This is a genomic window from Kamptonema animale CS-326 (genome assembly GCF_028330895.1).
Classification (GTDB): domain Bacteria; phylum Cyanobacteriota; class Cyanobacteriia; order Cyanobacteriales; family Microcoleaceae; genus Kamptonema; species Kamptonema formosum.
In genome coordinates this window covers 1-23,023 of record NZ_JAQMUA010000202.1, presented here as the reverse complement: position 1 = coordinate 23,023, position 23,023 = coordinate 1, and the positions used below count along the sequence as shown (strand labels likewise).

Here is a 23,023-nt window from a genome sequence, read left to right as displayed (position 1 = left end):
TAATGGCTAATGGCTAATGGCTAATAGCTAATGGCTAATAGCTAATGGCTAATTACCCATCCTCCTCATCTCCCCCTCTCCCCCTCTCTTTCCCTAGTCCTGAGCATCGTAGCCCCTAGCCCCTCTTTTCCCCTTCTTCTTAATCAAAGAGATAATAGGAGACTGACAATTACCAGACCGAGCAGGAATAACCAAAATATATTGCGCTGACACCAGCTTTTGACAAGTTGGGGCCAACCGCCACTAATGTATTGACTGCTGAGGGGCAAAATTGGTTCAGAGCGATCGTGATAAAGCGTACAATCTTGGGCAAAGGGACGTTGCGGAAAGTTACAGGTGTCGTCTTCGTGGTAGAGGCAGGTAGTGCAGAGATATTCTTCTCCTTGGGAACGGTGGAGAGGGATACCCGGATGACCGTATGCTTTAAGAGGAATTTGACAGTGGGGACAGGCGATCGCAGAAGCGTCTACAGGTTGGCTACAACGGGGACAATGTGGCATGGTGAGGGTTTTTCAGTTCAAAAGCGAAAATCAAAAATCCGCAATCTGTATGCTTTCAGGATGGATATACTGGCGGTTTTCCGAACATTGACTTCTAGGCTGGAGTCGCAGGCGATCGGCAGATACCCCAAAATAGAAATGTAGGCCGACTTTGATTTAACTTCAATTGTACAGATGCCTCGATCGCCTTTGTACGCGGCCTAAGATAGCACCCAATCAATGCTCCTAACAGCAGCAAAACCTTATGGATAACAGTAACTTACTCAAGCAACTGATCATGCTCGGCATTGGCACTACTTCCTTGGTGACGGAGAAATTACAGGAAGTGAGCGAGCAATTGGTTCAAGATGGCAAACTTAATTCCGAGCAGGCCCAAAACTTGGTAGATGATATGATGCAACAGATAAAATCGGAGCAGGGTAACTGGGAGGCGCAGATGCAGAGGCAACTGCGGAATATGATGCAAGATATAGGAGTCCCTCGTCAGTCAGAAATGGATGAGTTACGGGGACGGCTCGACCGTTTGGAGCGTCAGGTGCGGGATTTGGAAAATCGCCTCTGGCGTTAAGTTTAGTGAGAGTAGTTGAGTAATTTTTGTACTGTGATAGGATAACTTTTGGTTATTCCCATCATCTCGGAAGGAGGAAGCATGAGGCTGATACAGCTAATTCTTGTATTTGCTGATATCAATCTCAAAGTCAGCTCTCACTCTAATTTCGATGGCTATGTGTTCCCAAACGGAGCCTAAAGATGGGATTGTATCACTGGAATAAGGAGGACTGAATTTTGCAAGGAATTCTGATCAGCTTGGGGGTAATGTTAGTATGCTGTACGGTGCTGGTAATCTCTCAATTTAGCGGTAGCCGACAACAAGCCATTGCAGCCGTTGTTACCAGACCTCAACCCCAGACTGTTATCAAGACGGAGGTTGAAACGTCTTTAAATCAAAGCAATTTGCTAGTAGCTGAGGCTACAATACCAGATGCACCAGCTACTATCGCTGGCAATAATATGACTGAAAATACTGAAAAGACAATTACTACGCCTTCCGGTTTGAAATACACTGAAATCAAAGAGGGAGATGGTGCGGAGCCAAAAACTGGCCAGACGGTGGTAGTTCACTATACGGGGACTCTGGAAAACGGAACTAAGTTTGACAGTTCGCGCGATCGCGGTAGTCCTTTCCAGTTTAAAATTGGGGTGGGTCAGGTAATTAAAGGTTGGGATGAAGGCGTGGGCACGATGAAAGTTGGCGGCCGTCGCAAGTTAATTATCCCCCCTGAGTTGGGTTATGGTGCTCGTGGTGCTGGTGGGGTAATTCCTCCTAATGCTACTTTAATTTTCGATGTGGAATTGTTGAAAATCGCTGGGTAGGAAGTCAATATTTGGCAGCTCTCAGTTTTTTGGGAACTATGACCGTCTGGGAACTGCCAGATTGCGAAATCGAGTAAATTGTGGATCGAATATTAATTTAACTATCCCTGTAGGCCCATTCCGATGTTTTGTAATGATAACTTCTGCAATGCCTCTGTCAGGTGTATCGGGATTATAATATTCTTCTCTATATAACATAATCACTAAATCCGCGTCTTGTTCAATCGAGCCCGACTCTCTCAAATCCGACATCATCGGTCGCTTATTTGTCCGCGCTTCTACACCTCTACTTAACTGAGATAAAGCAATAATTGGCACGCTGAGTTCCCGCGCTAAACCTTTGAGACTTCGCGTAATTCGAGACAATTCTTGCACCCGATTATCGCTACTTCCCTCCATTAATTGCAAGTAATCTAGTAATATTAATCCCAAAGCTCCGCCTTGTTCTGCTTGCAGGCGGCGAGTTTTAGACCGCATTTCTGTAACGGTAAGATTGGGAGTATCGTCAATGAAAATTGGCAATTCTGATAGGGAACCAATCGCGCTACTTATAGGAGCCCATTCATTTTGACTAATTCTACCAGAACGCAGGCGATTGCTTTCGATTCCGGCTTCACTGGAAAGAAGGCGCTGTACTAGCTGTTCTTTTGACATTTCTAAGCTAAAAATAGCTATTGGCAATTTCTGAGCAGCAGCGATATTATGGGCAATATTTGTACAGAATGCAGTGTTATGAACGCAGATATCATTAGCAACAAAGTTGTGTGTTTCTGGAATGGTTAAATCATAGACTTGCTTGTATCCCATCGGTTCTATTGATACAATTTCATCCCAGTAGATATCGCTGGTTGCTAATTGTTGTAATGGCAGATTTTCTAAGGCAGTTGCCAGAATAAAAAGCCGTTCGCGCGATAGCGAACGCTTGCCTACATGAATATTTGTGTAGCCCTTAATTCCCGCCCGCCGTGCTAAAATAGTCCAAGGTTCATTACCTTTTACTGCGGCTATTTTTTCCCAGATTTCAATCGGGATTAAATCGCGGTTGGTCTTGTATTGCTTGTTTGCTAAGGCTGCTTGCACTTTTGTTACAGCATTTTCTTTGCCAAAAATTCCAATATCTGAAATAAATGTTTTGATGGATTGGGTATCAGTAATATCTAATTGCCAAGCTATTCTACGAGTGTTTTTATATTTGATATAACGCTTTTTAAGCGTAGCAATTATCCCAAATCTTAATAATAAATGTTGTATTTGTCTAGCTAGTGTTTCGCTAACTGAGCAATAGCCTAATTGCGCCTGACCGCTAGTTAAAACTGTTGCCCAGCCATCAGTTGAAAAAAGGCGGTTAAGGAATAAAGCAATTTGTGATTTATCTAACCTAAATATTAGGGATGGTACTGTTTTATTGTGAGCATCTTTCTGCCACAGTTCCAATTTTTCTAACCATGCAGTTAAAGGATTTTTCTTACCTTGGCTTAAGGATACGTAAAGGGTTGTAGCTTTGTTTTCTCTCACTTCCTTGCGAACTTTTAAATCGGCAAATTCTTGAGCAGCTTGGGTAAAATCTGCTTGAATTAAAGGATGATTATTAGTAAATTCTGGTGTTGTATCTACCAGACAACCATCACCAATTAAATAAGCTAATAACTTAACTTCGCAGGGGCGGATTTTTTCTGTACCAAAGACATCAAGTTTGCGAGGAACTGCAATTTTATCGCCTACTTTAAGTTCTGCAAGTTGTTGCCATCCTTTGATAGTTAAATAGGGGTGAGTAATTGTTGTTTCTACAAACCTTCCAAGTTTGGTAGTTACGCGAAATATGGGTTTAATACCATCATCAATAAAGGCAGAGGGTTGAGTTATGTGAAATTTCCAATCTTTGCCCAATGTTAATAATTTTGTTTGATGTTCTTGATGTTGCTGATAGATTTCTTGAATGGTGGAAAGCGTACCATTTTTTTGCACTATTAGAGTGTCAAAGGCAATACACTTGCCCATTGAGGGTCTGGCTGCGACGATAATTAAATCGGAACGCTGGAAGCCTCCGGTCATGGCATCGAGGTCATAAAAGCCGCAGGGAATACCGGGTAATGTTAAACCTTCATTGCGATTTTCTAACTCTTTAGAAATGACGTTTACAGTCTCGCTGATGGCAACTAAATCTTGCTGCGGACGGTCTTGAGTGATGTTAAAAATCTTTTGTTCGGCTTGGTCTAAAACTATTGGTAATTCTGTGGCTGTCTCGTAACCTAATTGGACAATTTCGTTGCCAGCGTGAATTAATTTGCGGCGAATATGTTTATCTTCAACTAATATGGCATATTGGTCAATATTGACTGCTGAAACTGTGCGTTCTGCCAGTTGTGCTAACTTGCTTTGTCCACCTATTTGCTCTAGTTTGTTGCGGTCAGCAAGCCAGGTGGTGAGGGTCATTAAGTCGGTGGGTTTGCCTTCAAAATAGAGGTCGAGGGCGGCTTTGTAGATGACTTGATGGGCGGTGATGGCAAAAAAGTCTGGGCGGAGAAGTTCGGCAATCCGCGAAATGGCTTCGGGGTCAATTAGTATGCCGCCTAAAATAGCCTCTTCTGCTTCTATGTTAGTTGGCATTAATTCACTCATTTGTCACCTGAAGAATATTGCTAATGGCTAATGGCTAATTGCTAATTGCTAATTGCTAATTGCTAATTAAGAGCCTTCACTACCCGAATGAAAACTGCTATAAACATAGGGTGGGCATTGCCTACAACCTTCTCTGTCTATAAATAATTTACAGACTTCTTTTTAGCAAATGCTCACCCTACAAAGATAAAGTCGTCAGTAATTAGACAATTAACAACTAGAGGGATACAACTTGAATTTCTACTTCGGCATTAACATCTGCGTGAAGCTTGATTTCAGCTTTGTAAGAACCTGTTTTGCGAATTTCAGGTAAGTGAATACCGCGTCGATCTATTTCTTGTCCAGTGGTGTTGAAAATCAACTCTGCAACTTCTTGGGTGGTGACTGTACCAAAAATTGCCTCACCTTCGCCGACTTGTTTGGAGATGATGAAAGTGGGGGCGGATTCGAGGGCTTTTTTGCGGGTTTCAGCTTGTTGCTTGAGCTCAAGCTGACGCTGCCTTTCGGCCTCTCTGCGGCGTTCTACTTGCTTGAGAATGCCTGGGGTTGTACGATAGGCGATTCCTTGGGGCAGTAGGTAGTTGCGGGCGTAGCCTGGGGCTACTTCTACTAGGTCTCCAACTTTTCCTAGTTTGGTGACATCCTTATTTAAGACTAATTGGACGCGCTTGCTCACGGTGATTCCTGTAATTTTTCAACTCGAACTCTTTATATTATCGAAGTTTGGGTAAGGATGGCAAGGGGGGCGAGGGAGCGGGGGAGTGGGGGAGGGAGGGGGAAAATATATAAAAATAAAAATTGCGTTGGGCTTTTGAGGTTGCTTGCTGTTAGCGATCGCAGATTAAAATTGATCTTTCATGTGCCGTAGACGGGTAAAGGTTAGTGTAGGATCTTTGCTGTTGGTGGCTGACTGGAGGTTGGGGCGATCGCATCGTAGAAATGGATTGGTATTTTTCTCTAGTGCGATCGTCGAGGGTATGGTTGCCTCCGAGCGATTTCTGGCAGCCTTGACTTTGGCAAAGCGATGCTGTAAATCTGGGTTATCGGGATCTACTGTCAGGGCAAATTGCAGATTTTTGAGGGTGTATTCGTGGGCACACCAGACTCTAGTATTATCTGGTAAAGCTCGCAGTTTGTTGAGGGAGGCTAGCATTTGGTCTGGCGTGCTTTCAGAGACACGACCACAGCCACCAGCAAATAGGGTGTCGCCGCAGAATAATTCCCCGTTCTCCTTGGGGTGGTTGGGGGGAAAATAATAGGCAATGTGAGCTTTGGTATGTCCGGGTACAAAGAAAATTTGGGCAGTTTGAGCGGCAAAATTGACGCGATCGCCATCTTCTAAAAATACTTCGGCTCCAGGGATTCTGCCTCGGTCTTTGATTCCGGCATAAACTTTGGCGTAGGGAAAGCGTTGCAACAGTTCTGAGTTACCGCCTATGTGGTCGTTATGGTGGTGAGTGTTGAAAATTGCTGTTAATGGGGTTCCGAGTGCTTGAAGTTGCTGCAATACTGGCTGTGCAAGTCCCGGATCGACTACGGCTGCAATGTTGCGATCGCGATCGTGCAGAAAAAAAATATAATTGTCTGAAAGTATCGGCAGCCTATAAACCTCCATGAAAAATTGCCTCTTAGCTCTGTTAAACTTTATTTACTTTACTAAAAATATGCTCTGATGTACAACTAAAACTGATAGTATAAAATCCTAGCAGAGAGTGCTTGTAGACTGGTAATTCATGAACCTGCTGCGGTTAAACCAGTTCTGGCTCAGAGCCTTTGCAAAGGGCTAGCTCAAAGAGAAGACTCTATGTTGCGAACACCTCAAAATAGATCGAACTTAGGTATTTATCACATGATAGAGCGAATCACCTCATCAGGTAAACTCAGTCGCCGAGACCATCTCCTGCTGACTTCTGCCCTACTTTCTGATGACAAAATCACTGAAGAACAACGCCATCAAATCAACCGCATATTTGACTATATCCAAATCGGTCGGCTCAAGTTCGTTGACTAAAGTCTAAAATTATCTATGACTTACGCTCCTATTTTTTAGTAAAGTCATATTTCCAGCAATTATATCGCCCGGAGATAAACCTTAAGTAACTAATGCGTAAGTTCTGTTTCCACCCCGAAAATTAGATAATAACACAAAATTAACAGAGGCAAAAATGAACACAGAAAAGGGAACTATTTTAGTGACAGGTGGAGCTGGATATATTGGCTCTCACGCCGTTCTAGCACTGAAACTAGCAGGTTATGACTTAGTAATTTTAGACAACTTAGTTTACGGGCATCAAGAGTTAGTCGAAAAAGTTTTACAGGTAAAATTAATAGTTGGAGATACCAACGACCGTGCCCTTTTAGATCGTTTATTTGCCACCCATAATATTACAGCCGTAATGCACTTTTCTGCCTATGCCTATGTAGGCGAATCTGTTACAGATCCTGCCAAATATTACCGCAATAATGTAGTAGGAACTCTCACCCTTTTGGAAGCAATGTTAGCTGCTGGTGTCAATAAATTTGTATTTTCTTCTACTTGTGCGACTTATGGCGTGCCAAATAAGATTCCCCTAACGGAAGATCACCCCCAAAATCCCATCAATCCTTATGGCGCTACTAAGTTAATGGTAGAACGCATATTATCAGATTTCGATCTAGCTTATAACTTGAAATCTGTTAGCTTTCGCTACTTTAATGCTGCCGGTGCCAATCCGAATGGGTTGTTAGGGGAGGATCACAACCCAGAAACTCATCTCATCCCCTTAGTGCTACTAACTGCTTTGGGTAAGCGAGATTCTATCTCTATTTTTGGCACGGATTATGATACCCCTGACGGTACTTGTATTCGGGATTATATTCATGTTAATGACTTAGCCTCTGCTCATATTTTAGGCTTAGAATATTTATTAAATGGTGGGAAGTCTGACTTTTTTAACTTAGGTAATGGAGGTGGATTTTCAGTTAAAGAGGTAATAGAAATGGCGCGAAAAATAACGGGGCGAGAAATAAAAGCTTTAGAGTGCGATCGCCGCCCCGGAGATCCGCCTATTTTAGTTGGAAGTAGTGAGAAAGCTAGAAAAATTCTGGGTTGGATTCCTGAATATCCAGATTTAGATAATATTGTATCTCATGCTTGGCAGTGGCATCAACAGCGTCATAGCTAGTTAAATAGCATCAGTAAAAATGAGGGATACAGATCTTCCGCCTTTTTAAGAAAGAATGGTGCTAGATCTAATGTTAGGAATTTCCCTCTCCTACTTCCATTAAGAATTAAAATCAGTTCTAAGGTAGCATCTCCCAACCGATAAATAATCTATTTTCAGTAAAGGAAATATGCTAGTAATTGCTGCTAAATCTGGGCAACTGGGTAATAGATTGCTACTTTTTGCTAATTTTATTGCTTTTGCGATTGAGAATAATCTAAGAGTTGTCAATCCAGCTTTTGAAGAATATGCTGATTTCTTTCAAGGTAGTGCTAGGGATTTTTTATGTTGCTATCCCCCTCTGGCTATTACTATAAAAGGGAATAAGTTTATTCGTAGTAAATTTTATAGTCTTGCCAGTTATTTAACAGAAAATCGAGTTTTTAAAGTAAAAGAGATTACAAGAGAAAAACCTTTTAATTGGAATAATTATTACGATAAAAACGAACTTAAGCAAAGATCTATATTTTGTTTTAAAGGTTGGTTGTTTCGAGATGGATGGTTTGTAGAAGACACAAAAAAATTATATGATTATGCTCCTCAAATTAGAGCCTACTTTACACCGCTAGAGAAATATCAATCTCATGTAAATAACCTGATATCCAATACCAGACACAATTCTGATATTGTCATCGGAGTGCATATTCGTCAGGGTGATTACGCTCAACACCAAAAAGGAAGATATTTTTATCAAACTGAGCAATATATCAAAGTAATGAACTCCGTTCAAAACCTATTTGTAGGTAAAAATATCAAATTTTTAATCTGCTCTAACCTAACGCAAGAAAGCAGTTTATTTGAGCAGTTTAACTATATTTTTGGAAACAATCATTTAATTGAAGATATGTATGCTTTAGCTAAGTGCGACTATATTATCGGGGCACCAAGCAGTTATACTATGTGGGCTTCTTTTTATGGCAATAAACCCCTGTACATGATTAGAGATGTCCATAAAGAAGTTAACTTAAATGATTTTGTCCATTTTTATGAATGGAAAGGAATTTTCCATTACTGCGATGATTGGAGTGAGAGTTTCTGGGAATGGACGCAATAATTAACCGTAACGCCGCCCTCTGGGCGGTATTTTACCGCCCAGAGGGCGGCGTTACGTAAATAAAAAACTAAACAATACTAATTATGCAATCAGAAAAAAAAGGTTTTATCACTATTTTAACAGGTCTTTACTCGTTTCAGGATTGCATTCATTTTTTGGCTTCTGTTAGGAAGTTTCACCAAGAAAAAATTATCATTTTGGTAGATAGAATCCCTTGGATTTTATATCCTTTGCTTAAGGTTTTTAGGAATGTCATCTTGAAACCAGCACCCTCTAGTGAAAATCCCGTTTTGGCTTCGCGAGAAGCTAAGATCCTTTTATATCAAGAATCTCCTTTTGAAAAAACGATATATATGGATTGTGATATTTGTCTGCTATCGCCAATACATGAAGTATTCGATTATTTAGATGAAGTTGATTTTTTGGTGACAGAAGATGTTCAACCTTCGATTGCTAAAGCTTCAAACTTGCTGAGAGTTAAGCAAGAGGTTTTGCCAACTCTACAATCGATTGGACTACCGCTCCAGGAAAATAGTATTCAATACAACGGCGGTTTTATGGCGTTTAGAAAAAGTAGCCAAGTTGAAATTTTATTTCAGCATTTCCACCAATATTTTCAGCTTGTTATTGCCAATCAAAATCTGTTATTATTAAAAGATCAAGGTGCTTTTGCTGCTGCCATTGAAACTGTAAAACCGACAATGAAAATCTTGCCACCCTGTTATAACTATCTAGATAAGTGGAAAGAATTGTACAGTATTCATGATCCAGTTAAGGTGTTACATTGTACCTATCCTTACCGACCTCAGTATGCAAAAAATGTGACGCGATCGCTCTTTACTATACTTTTCGATCGTGGCGCTAAATTTCTATTGCCCAATCAACTAAAAAATCCTTGGCGTATAAGATAAAAGTACTGTGGTATTTATCAATATTGACAAAATCTCTATTAAGCGGGAAAATAAATCAAATTCCCATAAATAACAAGAGTGAAAGTGTCATTAGTCGTGAGCGATTTGTCAGGAGCAGAAGCACTTCGTGCCTTTCTCCTTGCTCAAGCTCTGATCGAACTAAATTATGAGGTAGAAGTTGTCGGATTTCAATTCGGCAAAGAACTTTATGCTACTCCTCCCAGGAACATTCCCCTCTATGCTGCGCCGGGAAAGAACTATCCTGAGTTTTTAGGAGCAGTTAAACAACATTTAAAAAAAATAGATGGAGATATTATTTACGCCGTTAAACCTAAGCCAGCTAGCTTTGGCTTATCTCTATTAAAAAAGCTCCAAGATCGCCGTCCAGTAATCTTAGATATTGATGACTGGGAACTGAGCTGGTATGGTGGAGATCTGTGGGAGTATCGTCCTTCTCTGAAACAATTATATCGAGATATTTTTAAGAAAAATGGTCAGTTGAAACAGCTCGATCATCCACTATATATCAAGTGGATGGAAAAATTGATAGCTCGTGCTGATGCGATCACTGTAAATAGTAAGTTTTTGCAACAGCGTTTTGGTGGGATATATTTGCCCAATGGCAAAGATACTGAAATGTTCGATCCTGCTAAGTATAATCCGGAAATAAGTAGAGAGCGTTATGGTCTCTCCGAGTATCGAATTTTGATGTTTCCGGGTGCACCGCGACCTCACAAGGGCGTTGAGGATGTTTTAATGGCGCTGGAGGAGTTGAATGAATCAGATTTAAAGTTAGTGATTGTAGGTGGCAGCCCTTATGATGACTATGACGATAGACTTGTGCAACAATGGGGACGTTGGATTATTAAATTACCAAAGTTTCCTGTCGAGGTAATGCCTGGGGTGATAGCGGCTGCTCATATTGTAGTCGTTCCTCAGCGAGATACTCCTACAGCAGTGGCCCAATTTCCACTAAAGTTGACGGATGGCATGGCAATGGCTAAGCCGATTTTGTCTACACGAGTGGGAGATATTCCAGAAATTTTAGGTGCTACAGGTTATTTAGTTGAGCCTAGTTCCCCATCTCAAATTTCCCAGAAAATTCAATGGATATTTAAGAATCAGGCATCTGCGAATTCTCAAGGAATGAAAGCTAGGCAAAGATGTGTAGAGAGATATAGTATTCAGGCAATGGCATCTATACTTTCCGACCTAATTGCAGATCGAATCAGGTAATTTTTAAGTTGCTAGATGGGGTCTGGTAACTTGCTGTAATCTATGGAGAATTTGATGTCTGGTACTGTTTAGCTGAGAACCCACCATGTCTGCAAATAAGCTACTCCTAAAATTTGCCCAACGATATCCCGGTAGGATCTTGCTGACTGTGATGCTAGGCTTCTCAGGTGCTTTTTTCAATGGTATAAGCACTACTTTGATTGTACCAGTGCTTTTAAATTTGTTGGATCAGGCAGTTGAGCTACGCGGCGCTCCGCCTCTAATTAAAACGCTGATGTATCCTTTTGAGGAAATGCCTCAATCCCATCGTTTGGCATTGATGACAGCAGCGATTGTCTTAGCAATTATTCTTAAAAACATTGCGATTTATGTTAATACTTTAGTGGCGACTTCGTTGACGCGCTCTTTGGCTTTTGACTTACGAGAAGCAGGCTTGCGGCTTTTGCTAGAAGTAGATTTAGATTTTTACTCTAAAACTAAAGTGGGGGATCTGATTAACCGCCTTGGTGGGGAAGTTGGTCGCACTGCTAGTGCAGTTGGTACAGCTATAGGAATGTTTACTACTTCAATTACTCTTTTGGTTTTTGTGGGCTTGCTAATTTCAATTTCGTGGAAACTAACGCTAACTTCAACATTTTTACTATCTTTCGTCGCCTTAGCAAATCAATTCCTAATTACCAGAGCAAAATACTTTGGACAGCAGCTTTCAGAGATGTCTAAAGATTATTCAGTTAGAGTCTTGGAAACTTTGAGTGGCATTCGATTGGTTAAAGCCACTGGAAATGAAGAAAAGGAGTATGAAAGAATTAAGCAGTTAATTCAGAAACGAGAAACTGCCGATTTCCAAGCGCAAGCAAACTATGCTGCTATTTCTCCTATCAATGAAGTTGTTAATCTAATTGTTGTCATTTTTATTTTATTTATTGGACGCAAAATATTTGTTAACGAAATAGAATCTATTTCTACTGTTTTGCTCACCTATCTTCTGGTACTTTTTAGACTCATCCCTCTAATTTCGCAGTTAAATAGCGCTCGCAGTCAATTTGCCAATACCTCAGCGAGCGTAGAGGTTGTGAATGATTTTTTAGACCGCAACGACAAACCATTCATGCTCAATAGTTCTATATTTTACACTCATTTAGAGTCAGGAATCCATTTTAATAAAATATCTTTTGCTTATCCCAACCACGATAATTTAGTTCTTAATGAAATTGATTTATTTCTCCCTCACGGTACTACTTTAGCTTTGGTAGGAAGTTCGGGTTCTGGTAAGTCAACCTTGGCAGATTTATTACCTAGATTTTACGATCCTACTTCTGGCTGCATCACAATAGATGGTAAGGATATCCGAGAATTCAACATAAAAAGCTTGAGAAAAGCTATGGGAATTGTTAGTCAAGATACATTTTTATTTAATGCTTCTGTACGGGAAAATATTGCTTACGCCAGAGAAAAAGCGACAGAAGATGAAATTATTGAAGCTGCTAAACGAGCGAATGCTTACGAGTTTATTGAGCAGTTACCGCAAGGATTAGATACGCAGATTGGCGATCGCGGCGTGATCTTGTCTGGAGGTCAGCGTCAAAGAATCTCAATTGCTAGGGCTTTGCTACAAAATCCAGAGATTTTAATTTTAGATGAGGCAACCAGTGCTTTGGATACCGTTTCAGAGCGATCTGTACAAGAAGCTCTGGATAAGTTGAGTTGCGATCGCACAACTCTGGTAATTGCTCACCGCCTCTCGACAGTCCAAAAAGCCCATAAAATTGCTGTGATCGATCGCGGCAGAGTAGTGGAAATTGGTACTCACGACCAACTTTTAGGAAAAGGCGGTTATTATGCTCGTCTCTACTATATGCAATTTGCCGAAGAAGCAGCTCGCGATGAAGCTTTAATTAGAAGTTCTTATGAAGTTCGGACTCGCCTTAACCCCATGATTGGTTTTCTGAAATTACTTGTGGACGACTTGGTAGATTCTCAAGAAGAACGGGAGGAATTAATCAAAGAATCATTTCACTCGGCTACTAATATTCTCAAAATTTTAGAAGTTATGGAAAACACTGTAAAAAGGCAGATGAGCAAGTAGGAAATAAGATGTCACAATACTATGTTTTTTTTACTAGAAATGTCTTGCCTCAAGCTAACATAGCTAGCTTAGTGCAGGTTGCACATTCTGCTAATGCGGCTGCAAATCTGGGTTACTCAGCAGTATTGACTTACCTTGGTAAAAAAACTTTGAATCCTGTTAATTTTTTGCTTCCCTTTCAGCCGAGAAAACCGGAAGATGCACTTACAAAGCTTTATAATATTCAAGAAAAATTAAAAGTAGCTCCTCTGCCGATGCCTTGGTTCGTAGATCGCTTTGGAGGAAAATGGAATAACTCTAGCACAATAGTGTCAAAATATTATTTACCATTCCATCTACGCAAGCATACTAAAATAGTGCATACTCGTGACTGGAACTTTGTTAAAGCTGCAATAAAAAATGGAATTCCCGCCATCTACGAACAGCACCATCACGAGGCAAAGGAATTTGAACCAGAGATCGTCCACAATCCTCTATTTCAAATTGCTGTCACTGTTGCTAATACAGTCAAATCTAGTATGATTGAATATGGAATGCCACCTGAAAAGATAATCAGACTGCACAATGGTTTTAATCATTTATTTTTGGTAAGAAACCCAGAAGCAGCTAAGGCATGGCGCGAGCAGTTGCTAGTAGGTGGAAGCCAGCATTTAGTTGTTTATGCAGGAGGACTTTACCCGTTTAAAGGGGTAGATATGCTAATAAATGTTGCTCAGAAATTACCGGAAATTCAGTTTGCGATCGCAGGCGGCAATCAATCTCAAGTAACAGCCTATCAGCAGCTAGCTAGAGAAAAGCAAGTTAACAATACTACTTTTCTTGGCTACCTCCCTCAAAATCAGCTTGCTAGCTTGTTACAAGCAGCAGATATTTTAGCTCATCCTCATTGTTTGACAGAGGCCGCAACTTTTACTTCCCCCTTAAAATTTTTTGATTATATGGCATCGGGAACTCCCATTTTAGCAACTGAAATACCGTCTTTGATGGAATTTAAGTCAGCGAATATAATTGCTACTTGGTGCGAACCGGATAACCCTGTACGGTTTGCACAAAGTATTCAAAAAACTTTGGAAATTTATCCGCAGAGGATAGACGGCTATCCAGAAACTATAGATTTTGTCCGGCAGTTTTCATGGGAAAATAGAATTACTAAAATTTTAAGCTATGTAGAAGATTCTATGCGCCCACTAACGTAACGCCACCCTCTCGGTAGTTATGGCACGTAAGCCAGGGTGGTGTTACAGATATTTTAAGAACAAATACTTTAAGATAAAATAAGACGATGAATGAAAAAATTATCGGCATGATTGCCAGTTACCCCGGTTTAAATCAGAGTGACTGGTTGTGGCAACAAACTCCTCAAAATTTCGGCAACTGGGGTAATATTCAAATGCTAGCTAATTCCCCACAGCCAGACTTTTTATTAATGTATCAATTTGATTTCCCCAAGCAAGTAAAAAAAACCTCATGGTTACAACAATTACGGCAAGGAAAGCAGCCTCCTGAACCTGACATAGAAACAACATTGCGGGGAGTACCCAAAGAACGCATTATTTATTTAATTCGCGAACCACCCTTAGAAGAAATTGTTCATATTACAAAAGCTAACTATGAACAAGCCAAAAACTATTGCGGTTATGTTTCGGGGCCTGATGATTTTGCTCCTCAACCAGATTATATGCCTGCCATTTGGTATCATCCAAATTCCTTTAGAGAATTGAATGAAATGCCGCCCCCAGAAAAAACTAAACTCTGTTCTTGGATTACTTCAGGCATTAGCCGTACAACTAACCACCGCCGTCGGTTAGACTTTATTAAAATGCTGCAAGACCAAAAGTTAAATTTTGACCTTTACGGTCGCAATTTACCAAGTTTGGCTAATAGTAATGGCTCCGTTAACAATAAATGGCACGCGATGGCTCCCTACTATTACAATTTGGCAATTGAGAATTATGCTGATAACGACTGGTATGTTAGCGAAAAGCTTTGGGATTCTCTTTTAGCATGGTGTTTGCCAATTTATCATGGTGGTTCTGCGGCGGATAAATTGTTACCACCAGGATGTTTTCTGCGGCTGCCTAGTCTGGATGAGAAAGGTGTAGAATTTATTAAAGAAGTTGTTGCTACGCCGAATTATTGGTATGCAGCAAAAGAGGCGATCGCAGAAGCGAGACAAATCATTCTTCACGAACTAAATCTGCTCAATTGGCTGTCTAATTTTGTCACTAATTTCTAAATACTTATGAATGGTATTTGTACGCTAGCTAACGATACAGTTTACGATCAATTGGTTGCTCTGCTCAATAGTATTGAAATTATCTTAGGTGCAAACACTCCCGTTTGCGTTTATCCTTTTGACGATCGAACTACTCGGATTAGTGCAGAAATAGCTAAGCGTTCTAACGTTTTTCTCTACGATAACTACGCATCTATTCAGCGATGGGATGAATTTATGCAGGAGGCTGCACCTGAACGTTTAAATAGCAAGAAATTCAGGCTTTATGGAGCTCATCGGCGCTTTTGTGCTTTCGACGGCCCCTTTGAAAACTTTGTCTACATGGACGCAGATACCCTAGTAATGAACTCCCTAGAGGCTGTTTTTAATAAACTCGATTGCCATGATTGGGTTGTCTATGATTTTCAATTTCTTGACCCCAGTAAAGTTTATAATCTTCAGTCTCCTAAACTCTTAAAAGTGTTTGACCAAAAGCGCATAGATTCAGAAATATTTTGTTCTGGATTTTATGGAAGCAAGCAAGGAATTTTCGATCGCGCTACGATCGAGTGGCTTTTAACTCAACTAAAAGCAGGAGATACAGAAATTTTATATTCGGGTGCAGGTGAACAGCCATTGCTAAATTATATGGTGATGAAAAGTCAGATTTCTAGCTATAATTTTGCTTATAGTCTTACCGCTGAAAAAACAGGATGTACTGTTTCATCGCCGCATTTTCAAGAGCAAGATCGCATTTTGTATGACAATAAAAATCGATTGACTTACATTCATTATATTGGCGTACCGCCGCAGGTAGTTGAAAAAGTTTGTGCGGGGGAAAATTTTGAGTTTCCCTATCGCGATATTTTTCTACATTACCGCTATCTTAGAGAACCAGAAAAGCGCCCTATTTTTACTGAACCACCAAAGCTCTATTCTCCTAATCCACCACCAAGTTTATTTAAAAAGATATTGGGAAAATTACGCTTAACTCATTGATAAAATATATGAATCGTGGCATTTATATTGTGGGAAATGACAGAGTAATCGAAAATGCGATCGCCCTTCTCAATAGCATCCGCTGCTATAATCCCGAAGTCCCGATCTTCCTAATACCTTTTAACGCCGAATATCAACAAATAGCAGCCACACTAAGCACTTTACACGGTGTTCAACTTTTCCCTAATCTGGAATTTATCGAGCAATTCACCCTAAAAATTGCCGAAATCTTTGACCGCAACTTTTTGGCACTTCCCAATAAAATGCGGAAACTTGCCGCTTGGTTTGGCCCTCTTGATGAGTTTATTTATATCGATACTGATATTATTGTCTTTGAAGACATAGCATCAAATTTAAGTAGACTCTCCGAAGTAGACTTTTTTTGCTGCGATTATCATCATGCTAGTGAAAAACTGCGTAATATCTTTTCACCCTTAGTAAAAGAACAAAATATTTTTACTAATGAAGAACTGCAAGATGTTTTTAATAGCGGATTTTGGGGTTCTCGGAAAGGAAGTATTACAGAACAGCAAATGTATGATATTTTAAAGGAATGTTCGCAGCATAAAGAGTATTTTGATTTTACCCAAAATGTCACCGACCAGCCTATACTAAATTATCTGATTCTCAAGCTAATTTCTAAACGTTGTAATCTTGTAAAAACTACCGAAGAAGAGCCAGGAAGTTGGGCGGGTTCTAAACATTTTCAAGAAAGAGATTATATCCTTTATGACAAAGGTAAACGGTTAAAATATCTCCATTGGGCCGGCATTCCCATAAAAGCAGGTAGCCCTTATTGGAAATTATGGAAACATTACCGTTACCTACATGAAGAAAAATCTCCTTTAATACAAAGGCTATTCCGCCGTTTCTCCTCTTAAATTTTTCGTAACGCCGCCCTCTGGGAGGCGTTACGGTGAATCAAATTTCTAACTGATAAAGATTTATGAATAACGGCATTTATACTCTTGCTAATGATGTTGTTTACGATCATTTAGTTGCCTTATTAAACAGCTTAGAAGTCAATGGGGCAAAAGATATTCCCGTTTGCGTCATTCCTTATGACAACAGACTAGACAAAGTTCGGGATGAAATTGCCTCTCGAAATAATGTCATCTTATTTGACGATAGTGATTCAATTAGCTTCTGGGAAAACTTTGCAACTCAAGCTTGGACTTCTCATCACAAAGCTCAAAAAATTTGGCGCTCAAAAGGGTGGAAACCCGTTCACTGTTTGGGAATGCACCGCAAATTTTGTTGTTTTGATGGCCCTTTTGAAAAGTTTATCTATTTTGATGCCGATATTCTTTTAATGGGCGATATTAATTATGTCTATCAAAAACTTGATGAGTGCGACTGGGTAGCAAATGATTTTCAATATAAATCCGATCTAAATTATGTCTTTGATTTGTCATCTGAAATACTACCTAAAATTTTCACTATTCAAAAACTAGAATCCCAAATTTTCTGTGCAGGTTGGTTTGCGTCTAAAAAGGGAGTTTTAAATCGGGATAATTCAAGCAATTTATTGCTTAAATTAAAGGCGGGTGAAGCAGAAGTTCTGTCATTACGGGGAACAGATCAACCTTTATTTAACTATTTAGTGGCCCGTAGTGGTATCTCTTTTTATAACTTTGCTTATCACCAGCCAGAAGAAGTAACTGGAAGTCATTGGTCTTCTCAATTTGAGGTAATAGATTGCATTTTATACGATCGCGGTCGCCGTCTTACCTATCTTCACTACATGAGTATATCTGCTTCCAAGTTTGCTCAACTTTGTGCAGGTGAAGATGTCGATATTCCTTACCGCGATGTATTTTTGCACTATCGGTATTTGAAATCACCGGAAAAACGACCTCAACTAACTCCCCCAAGTTTCTTAGTTCGGTTACAAAGAAATATCAAAGCTTGGGTAATTCAAAAATTTAACAATGTTAAATTTAAACTCCAGAATTTCTAAGCATATAAAGACTGAATCCACTGCCATTCTTTTGTCAATCCCTCTACCAAAGAAACCTGCGGCTGATATCCTAAAATTTGCTCAGCTTTCGATACATCGGCGCTAGTGTGTCGCGCATCTCCCATCGCTGACTCAATAAAACTTATACGAATTGGACGACCAACAATCTTTTCCATTGTCTTAATTATTTCTGCTAAAACTACCCGACTTCCACCTCCAATATTGAATACTTCGCCTACAGATTCCGGTACATTTGCAGCGGCTAAATTAGCAGCTATGCAATCGCTGACAAAAGTAAAATCGCGGGTTTGTTGTCCGTCGCCATAAATTGTAATCGCTTCGTCAAGCAAAATAGCTTTGAAAAATTTGTGAAAAGCCATGTCGGGACGCTGGCGAGGGCCATAAACAGTAAAGTAACGCAGTGCGGTTGCTGGTACGCCAAAGTTTTTATAATAAAGAAAACACAAACGTTCACCGCTTAACTTAGTAATTCCATAGGGAGAAACTGGCTGAGGACAAGCAGTTTCAGAGGTAGGAAAAGATTCAGCGTTTCCATAAATAGAAGAAGAAGAAGCATACACAAATCTGTTTAAATTTGGTGCATCTTTCGCTGCTTCTAATAAGACTTGGGTAGCGTTGATATTGCGCTCAGTATAAGCACGGAAGCCTTCACCCCAACTGGCGCGGACACCTGCTTGGGCCGCTTGATGGTAAATTACCTCTGTTTCCTCTAAGAGTGATGACCAATTCAAATCAAGAATATCGGCTTCCTCCAGTTTAAAGGCTGGATTATTTTCAAACTTAGAAATATTTTTGCGCTTCAATGCTGAATCATAGTAATCGTTAAATTGATCGACCCCGATCACATTTTTACCTTGATTTAAAAGGGTTTCTACTAAGTGAGAACCGATAAAACCCGCCGCGCCTGTAACGATACAATTAGCCATTAGCTTTGAATAGTGCTGAAGGAAGAAGGAAGAAGGAAGAAGGAAGAAGGGGAAGAAAAACGATCCGTAACGCCGCCATCCTGGCGGTAAAATTGCTGCCAAAATAGCGGCGTTACATTTTTCCTAATACTAATTAGCTCCAAGAATCTAAATCTAATGATTGAGATCCTCCTTTTTCTAGCTGATTTAGAACTTTACCTAACTGAAACCAAACTAGCCACGCAGTGAATATTGTCAGAGGTATTGATACAGAGTAAGAGAGCGTTTTAGGAAAACCAAAAATTTCTAAACCAGAAGATAGAAAAATGCCAACTCCGCCAATCATTCCTAAAAAAGGAATCGCCAATTGCGTGCCTCGTATATTCGCTAAGGTACTTGTAGAGCGGTTTTTCGACCAGTTCTGTACGGCTTGTTTGAGAACGGCTTCAAATGCTGTTCCAGAGGCTATACCTGCTAGGAGACCAGCGAACATTAAAAATATGGGCGGTTCGGGAAAGTTATACACGAAATAATTCCTTTTGGTAAGGGCTAATGGCTAATAGTTAACTGTTAACTGTTAACTGTTAACTATTAGCAAATTTAAAATCGAGTTAGAGCTGCGGCTCCTTCTGTAGAAAATTCTGCTAAAGCGCCCAAGGCAGCATTGAACAGGCGACCAGGTTTGAGGTCTTCTTTAACTAAATCCCACAAGCGGCTAACTTCTTGAGTATGGAGCCGATCGTCTTCGATTAAAGCTAGCACTACTTGGCGACGCAGGAAAGCGCCTTCATTTGAGAGCAGGTATTGCAGACCTAATTGTGCTGTTGGGAAGAGGTCGAAATTTTGATCGGAACGTGCGATCGCAATCATATTTTCCAACCTGCCCCACTGAAATTTGCCGTCTTTGAATAATACCTCAATTAGGCGGCGGCGCAGTGCTGGCGATTCCCCATTCAACAACCGCCGCGCGACATAAGGATAAGCTACCTCAACTATCCTAAAATTAGGATTGAGCGTTAGTGCCAAGCCTTCTTCGGTGACGAGAGAGCGAATAATTAAGGCAAACTTTGCAGGAACTCGGAAGGGATAATCATACATCAATTCCGAGAAACTGTCGGTAATTGTCTTGAAGTTAAAATTACCAACACTTTCACCGATGATGTCTCCTAAAACAGCTTCCATTGCCGGGATAATCGGGTGAATATCTGTATCTGGAGTCAGAAATCCTAGTTTGACAAAATCTGTGGCTAAGTTAAGGTAGTCTTTATTAATTAGGTGAACTACGGAATCAACTAAAGTTTCCTTTGTTGGTTCTTCTAGCTGATCCATCATCCCAAAATCAATGTAAGCCATTCTGCCATCGGCGAGGGCAAACAGATTTCCCGGATGGGGGTCAGCATGAAAAAATCCGTGTTCTAATAGTTGTCGTAAACCGCTTCGTACTCCGATTTCTATTAAAGCATCGGTGTCTAAACCTGCGGCTTGAATGCGCTGAGTATCTGTTAGTTTGATGCCTTCAATCCACTCTAATGTCAGAACGGAATTGCTGGTGTAGCGCCAATAAATACTTGGGACTTTAACGGTGGGGTCATCGACAAAGTTGGCGGCAAATTTTTCAGCGTTGCGCCCTTCGTTAATGTAGTCAATTTCCTCAAATAATTTGATGCCAAATTCATCGACAATTAAGGTGAGGTCGTGACCAAGATTCAGGGGCAACCAGGGAGCCAGCCATCCCGCAGCCCATCGCATTAGATAAAGGTCGAGGGCGATGACTGGCTGCAAATTCGGTCGCTGTACTTTCACGGCTACTTCTTCGCCGCTAATGAGACGAGCTCGGTAAACCTGACCGAGGCTGGCGGCCGCAATGGGTTCTGGCGAGATTTGGCTATAGATGCTGTCAATTTCGCGCTTGAGTTCGGCTCTGATGATGCTAAAGGCGATCGCACTATCAAAGGGTGGCAATTGATCCTGAAGCTTGATCAGTTCTTCCAGAAAGTCCTTGCGAATTAAGTCCGGCCGAGTAGAAAGTGCCTGACCGACTTTAATAAAAGTTGGCCCCAAGCGGGTAAGAATTTGTCGCAGGTGGGATGCTCGTTCTGGCTGGTGTGCTGCGACTTCATGTTGCCAACTGTCCCAGATCATGCCCAGCACAAAGCCCGCAAATGACCACACAATCGTTAGCGCTCGCCAAATCGCTTGCCAAGGGCGGGAGCGGTAATACTGAGCGATCGCCTGCGGATCGTAGCGTCTATCGTGAGTGAATTGATTCTGACGCACTCGGTTATTTTCCTCTCGTTATTCTGAAATGGGTAATTGGTAATGGGTCATGAGTCATGGTAATTGTTGGTTATTCGTTGTTAGCTGTATTTTTTTACTAACCACTAACGACTAACCATTACGTCTCCACTCTCCAGTCCCATCATTACTGATCCCCAGTTGTCTGCGAACAAGAATTTTGCCCGCTCCCTAGCGGCGACCAGTCTAAAATTTATTTCTTTTTCTTAACTATAGTACATGAAAGTACAAATACTTAATCGGAAAATTCCACGAGTCCGCTCAAACAGTCTTTGAGTCCGTAAACCACCCGATCCTGTTGATCCCTGGAGAGTTCCGGGAAGATCGGCAAAGACAAAACCTCGCAGCCAGCTTGCTCTGCTATTGGAAAAGAGCCTTGCTGATAATCTAACGATTTGTAAACAGGTTGCAGGTGCAAAGGTAACGGATAGTAAACCATCGAACCTACTCCGCTTTCCTGTAACTTACTCCGTACCAAGTCGCGAAGATGGGGGGTGGGGGAGATGGACTTGGATTTTTCTGGACTTTTGAGGCTAATTGTGTATTGGTTCCATACACTTTTTCCTCCTGGTAACTCTTGGGGGAGGACGACTCCGGGCACAGGACTGAGCAATTGATGGTAGCGCTCGGCGGCGGCGCGGCGTTGGCTATTCCAAGTGTCGAGATAGCGCAGCTTGATTTGCAGAATCGTTGCTTGTAGAGCATCTAAACGGCTATTGATGCCAACTTCTTGGGAGAGATACCTAGCTGACTGACCGTGTTCTTTGAGCATCCGAACGGTGGCGGCGATCGCGGGGTCATTCGTCGTTACCGCACCCCCATCTCCGCACGCTCCCAAATTTTTCGTTGGAAAGAAACTAAAGCAGCCCACATGACCAATGCTACCGACTTTTTGACCTGCCCATTCGGCCCCTGTAGACTGGGCGCAATCTTCAATCACAGCCAAATTGTGAGCTTCTGCGATCGCCATCAACCGCGTCATATCTACTGGTTGACCAAATAGATGCACCGGCATAATCGCCCGTGTTCTGCTGGTGATAGCAGCTTCCAGCTTATCCAAGTCCAGATTAAACGTCTCGGCTTTAATGTCAACAAAAATCGGCTTTGCGCCCACAGCAGTAATCATCTCAGCCGTGGCGACAAAGGTAAAAGGAGTGGTAATTACCTCGTCTCCAGGCCCAATTTTTAAGGCGCGTAAAGCCAGAAACAGCGCATCAGTACCGGAATTGCAGCCAACGGATTCTGAAACGCCGATATAACCTGCAAAACTTTCTTCAAAACTTGCGACCGCAGGGCCGCCAATGTAACGACCGGAAGCTAGTACGTCTAAAACAGCGGCACTTACTTCATCGCCTATTAGGGCGTACTGTCGGCTTAAATCGAGCGGAGGGACGTTGTTCACTCTTCACACCATAAATCTTAACCTTATATAAAAAATACCCTGAAAACCCTGTGACTTTAGTTCAGGGATGAAAGCTGGTCGCAGGAGTTATCCTACCTACTTTATTAGGACTTAGGCAGGTCGTCCCAGAAAACGGGCTTGGGCCGTGAGCGTCAGCCGAACGGTTTTTGAGAGCATATGTGGATAAGGGCGAAGTATTTTCGTAAAAAAACTGCTGGTTGAGCGAAAGTCGAAACCCGGTTT

General features: G+C 41.2%; 22 protein-coding genes. 13 read left to right on the top strand and 9 right to left on the bottom strand.

All coding sequences use genetic code 11. The features are described 5' to 3' along the window. Nucleotides 1-143: 143 nt before the first annotated feature. Nucleotides 144-500, bottom strand: a complete 357-nt coding sequence (locus PN499_RS11790) for a zinc ribbon domain-containing protein (RefSeq protein WP_272032073.1) — start codon at nt 498-500, stop codon at nt 144-146. 244 nt (nt 501-744) lie between these two features. Between PN499_RS11790 and PN499_RS11785 the strand changes: the two genes are divergently transcribed. Next, nucleotides 745-1,068, top strand: a complete 324-nt coding sequence (locus PN499_RS11785) for a phasin family protein (protein WP_272032072.1) — start codon at nt 745-747, stop codon at nt 1,066-1,068. A gap of 218 nt (nt 1,069-1,286) precedes the next feature. After that, nucleotides 1,287-1,874 (top strand): FKBP-type peptidyl-prolyl cis-trans isomerase, encoded by a 588-nt coding sequence (locus PN499_RS11780; RefSeq protein WP_272032070.1) that lies wholly within the window; start codon nt 1,287-1,289, stop codon nt 1,872-1,874. A gap of 36 nt (nt 1,875-1,910) precedes the next feature. Here the strand turns inward: PN499_RS11780 and dnaB are convergent, their stop codons facing one another. From dnaB to gloB, 3 genes are all read right to left on the bottom strand, one after another. Then, entirely contained in the window at nt 1,911-4,493 is a 2,583-nt protein-coding gene (dnaB, locus tag PN499_RS11775; RefSeq protein ID WP_272032068.1) for a replicative DNA helicase, read from the bottom strand. A gap of 217 nt (nt 4,494-4,710) precedes the next feature. After that, nucleotides 4,711-5,169 carry a 50S ribosomal protein L9 gene (gene rplI, locus PN499_RS11770; RefSeq protein ID WP_007354902.1) on the bottom strand — a complete coding sequence of 153 codons (459 nt, stop codon included), beginning with the start codon at nt 5,167-5,169 and terminating at the stop codon, nt 4,711-4,713. 165 nt (nt 5,170-5,334) lie between these two features. After that, nucleotides 5,335-6,108 carry a hydroxyacylglutathione hydrolase gene (gloB, locus tag PN499_RS11765; RefSeq protein WP_272032066.1) on the bottom strand — a complete coding sequence of 258 codons (774 nt, stop codon included), beginning with the start codon at nt 6,106-6,108 and terminating at the stop codon, nt 5,335-5,337. Between the two features lie 189 nt (nt 6,109-6,297). Here gloB and PN499_RS11760 point away from each other — a divergent pair, with 189 nt between their 5' ends. The 11 genes from PN499_RS11760 to PN499_RS11710 all read left to right on the top strand — a co-directional run bounded on the left by PN499_RS11760 (nt 6,298) and on the right by PN499_RS11710 (nt 18,157). Continuing rightward, nucleotides 6,298-6,504 (top strand): hypothetical protein, encoded by a 207-nt coding sequence (locus PN499_RS11760; protein WP_007357545.1) that lies wholly within the window; start codon nt 6,298-6,300, stop codon nt 6,502-6,504. A gap of 154 nt (nt 6,505-6,658) precedes the next feature. After that, the gene (galE, locus tag PN499_RS11755) at nt 6,659-7,657 is read left to right on the top strand and encodes a UDP-glucose 4-epimerase GalE (protein WP_272032065.1); all 999 of its coding nucleotides are present in this window, start codon (nt 6,659-6,661) and stop codon (nt 7,655-7,657) included. A gap of 169 nt (nt 7,658-7,826) precedes the next feature. Continuing rightward, nucleotides 7,827-8,750: an alpha-1,2-fucosyltransferase gene (locus tag PN499_RS11750; RefSeq protein ID WP_272032064.1), complete on the top strand. Its 924-nt coding sequence runs from the start codon at nt 7,827-7,829 to the stop codon at nt 8,748-8,750. Nucleotides 8,751-8,833: 83 nt separating this feature from the next. Then, nucleotides 8,834-9,661 (top strand): glycosyltransferase family protein, encoded by an 828-nt coding sequence (locus tag PN499_RS11745; RefSeq protein WP_272032063.1) that lies wholly within the window; start codon nt 8,834-8,836, stop codon nt 9,659-9,661. 78 nt (nt 9,662-9,739) lie between these two features. Then, nucleotides 9,740-10,897, top strand: a complete 1,158-nt coding sequence (locus PN499_RS11740) for a glycosyltransferase family 4 protein (RefSeq protein ID WP_272032062.1) — start codon at nt 9,740-9,742, stop codon at nt 10,895-10,897. A gap of 85 nt (nt 10,898-10,982) precedes the next feature. Further along, nucleotides 10,983-12,983: an ABC transporter ATP-binding protein gene (locus tag PN499_RS11735; RefSeq protein WP_272032061.1), complete on the top strand. Its 2,001-nt coding sequence runs from the start codon at nt 10,983-10,985 to the stop codon at nt 12,981-12,983. Nucleotides 12,984-12,991: 8 nt separating this feature from the next. Further along, nucleotides 12,992-14,179 (top strand): glycosyltransferase family 4 protein, encoded by a 1,188-nt coding sequence (locus PN499_RS11730; RefSeq protein WP_272032060.1) that lies wholly within the window; start codon nt 12,992-12,994, stop codon nt 14,177-14,179. A gap of 86 nt (nt 14,180-14,265) precedes the next feature. Then, nucleotides 14,266-15,219 (top strand): glycosyltransferase family 10 domain-containing protein, encoded by a 954-nt coding sequence (locus PN499_RS11725; RefSeq protein WP_272032059.1) that lies wholly within the window; start codon nt 14,266-14,268, stop codon nt 15,217-15,219. A gap of 6 nt (nt 15,220-15,225) precedes the next feature. Continuing rightward, a complete protein-coding gene (locus PN499_RS11720) occupies nt 15,226-16,197 on the top strand; it encodes an Npun_R2821/Npun_R2822 family protein (protein ID WP_272032058.1) in 972 nt (323 codons plus the stop codon). A gap of 8 nt (nt 16,198-16,205) precedes the next feature. Further along, the gene (locus tag PN499_RS11715) at nt 16,206-17,078 is read left to right on the top strand and encodes an Npun_R2821/Npun_R2822 family protein (RefSeq protein ID WP_272032057.1); all 873 of its coding nucleotides are present in this window, start codon (nt 16,206-16,208) and stop codon (nt 17,076-17,078) included. Between the two features lie 65 nt (nt 17,079-17,143). Then, nucleotides 17,144-18,157 (top strand): Npun_R2821/Npun_R2822 family protein, encoded by a 1,014-nt coding sequence (locus PN499_RS11710; protein ID WP_272032056.1) that lies wholly within the window; start codon nt 17,144-17,146, stop codon nt 18,155-18,157. Here the strand turns inward: PN499_RS11710 and PN499_RS11705 are convergent. The 5 genes from PN499_RS11705 to PN499_RS11685 form a co-directional block, all read right to left on the bottom strand. After that, nucleotides 18,154-19,104, bottom strand: coding sequence for an NAD-dependent epimerase/dehydratase family protein (locus PN499_RS11705; RefSeq protein ID WP_272032055.1), 951 nt, complete (start codon nt 19,102-19,104; stop codon nt 18,154-18,156). The two genes, PN499_RS11710 and PN499_RS11705, sit on opposite strands and share 4 nt — an antisense overlap. A 133-nt stretch (nt 19,105-19,237) precedes the next feature. Continuing rightward, nucleotides 19,238-19,609 (bottom strand): hypothetical protein, encoded by a 372-nt coding sequence (locus PN499_RS11700; protein WP_272032054.1) that lies wholly within the window; start codon nt 19,607-19,609, stop codon nt 19,238-19,240. A gap of 74 nt (nt 19,610-19,683) precedes the next feature. Continuing rightward, nucleotides 19,684-21,360: an ABC1 kinase family protein gene (locus tag PN499_RS11695; RefSeq protein WP_272032053.1), complete on the bottom strand. Its 1,677-nt coding sequence runs from the start codon at nt 21,358-21,360 to the stop codon at nt 19,684-19,686. Nucleotides 21,361-21,613: 253 nt separating this feature from the next. Further along, complete coding sequence (locus PN499_RS11690; protein WP_272032052.1) at nt 21,614-22,780, bottom strand: DegT/DnrJ/EryC1/StrS family aminotransferase; 1,167 nt, start codon at nt 22,778-22,780, stop codon at nt 21,614-21,616. A gap of 61 nt (nt 22,781-22,841) precedes the next feature. Next, the coding region (locus PN499_RS11685; RefSeq protein ID WP_272032051.1) for a hypothetical protein at nt 22,842-23,023 on the bottom strand (182 nt) is incomplete at its 5' end.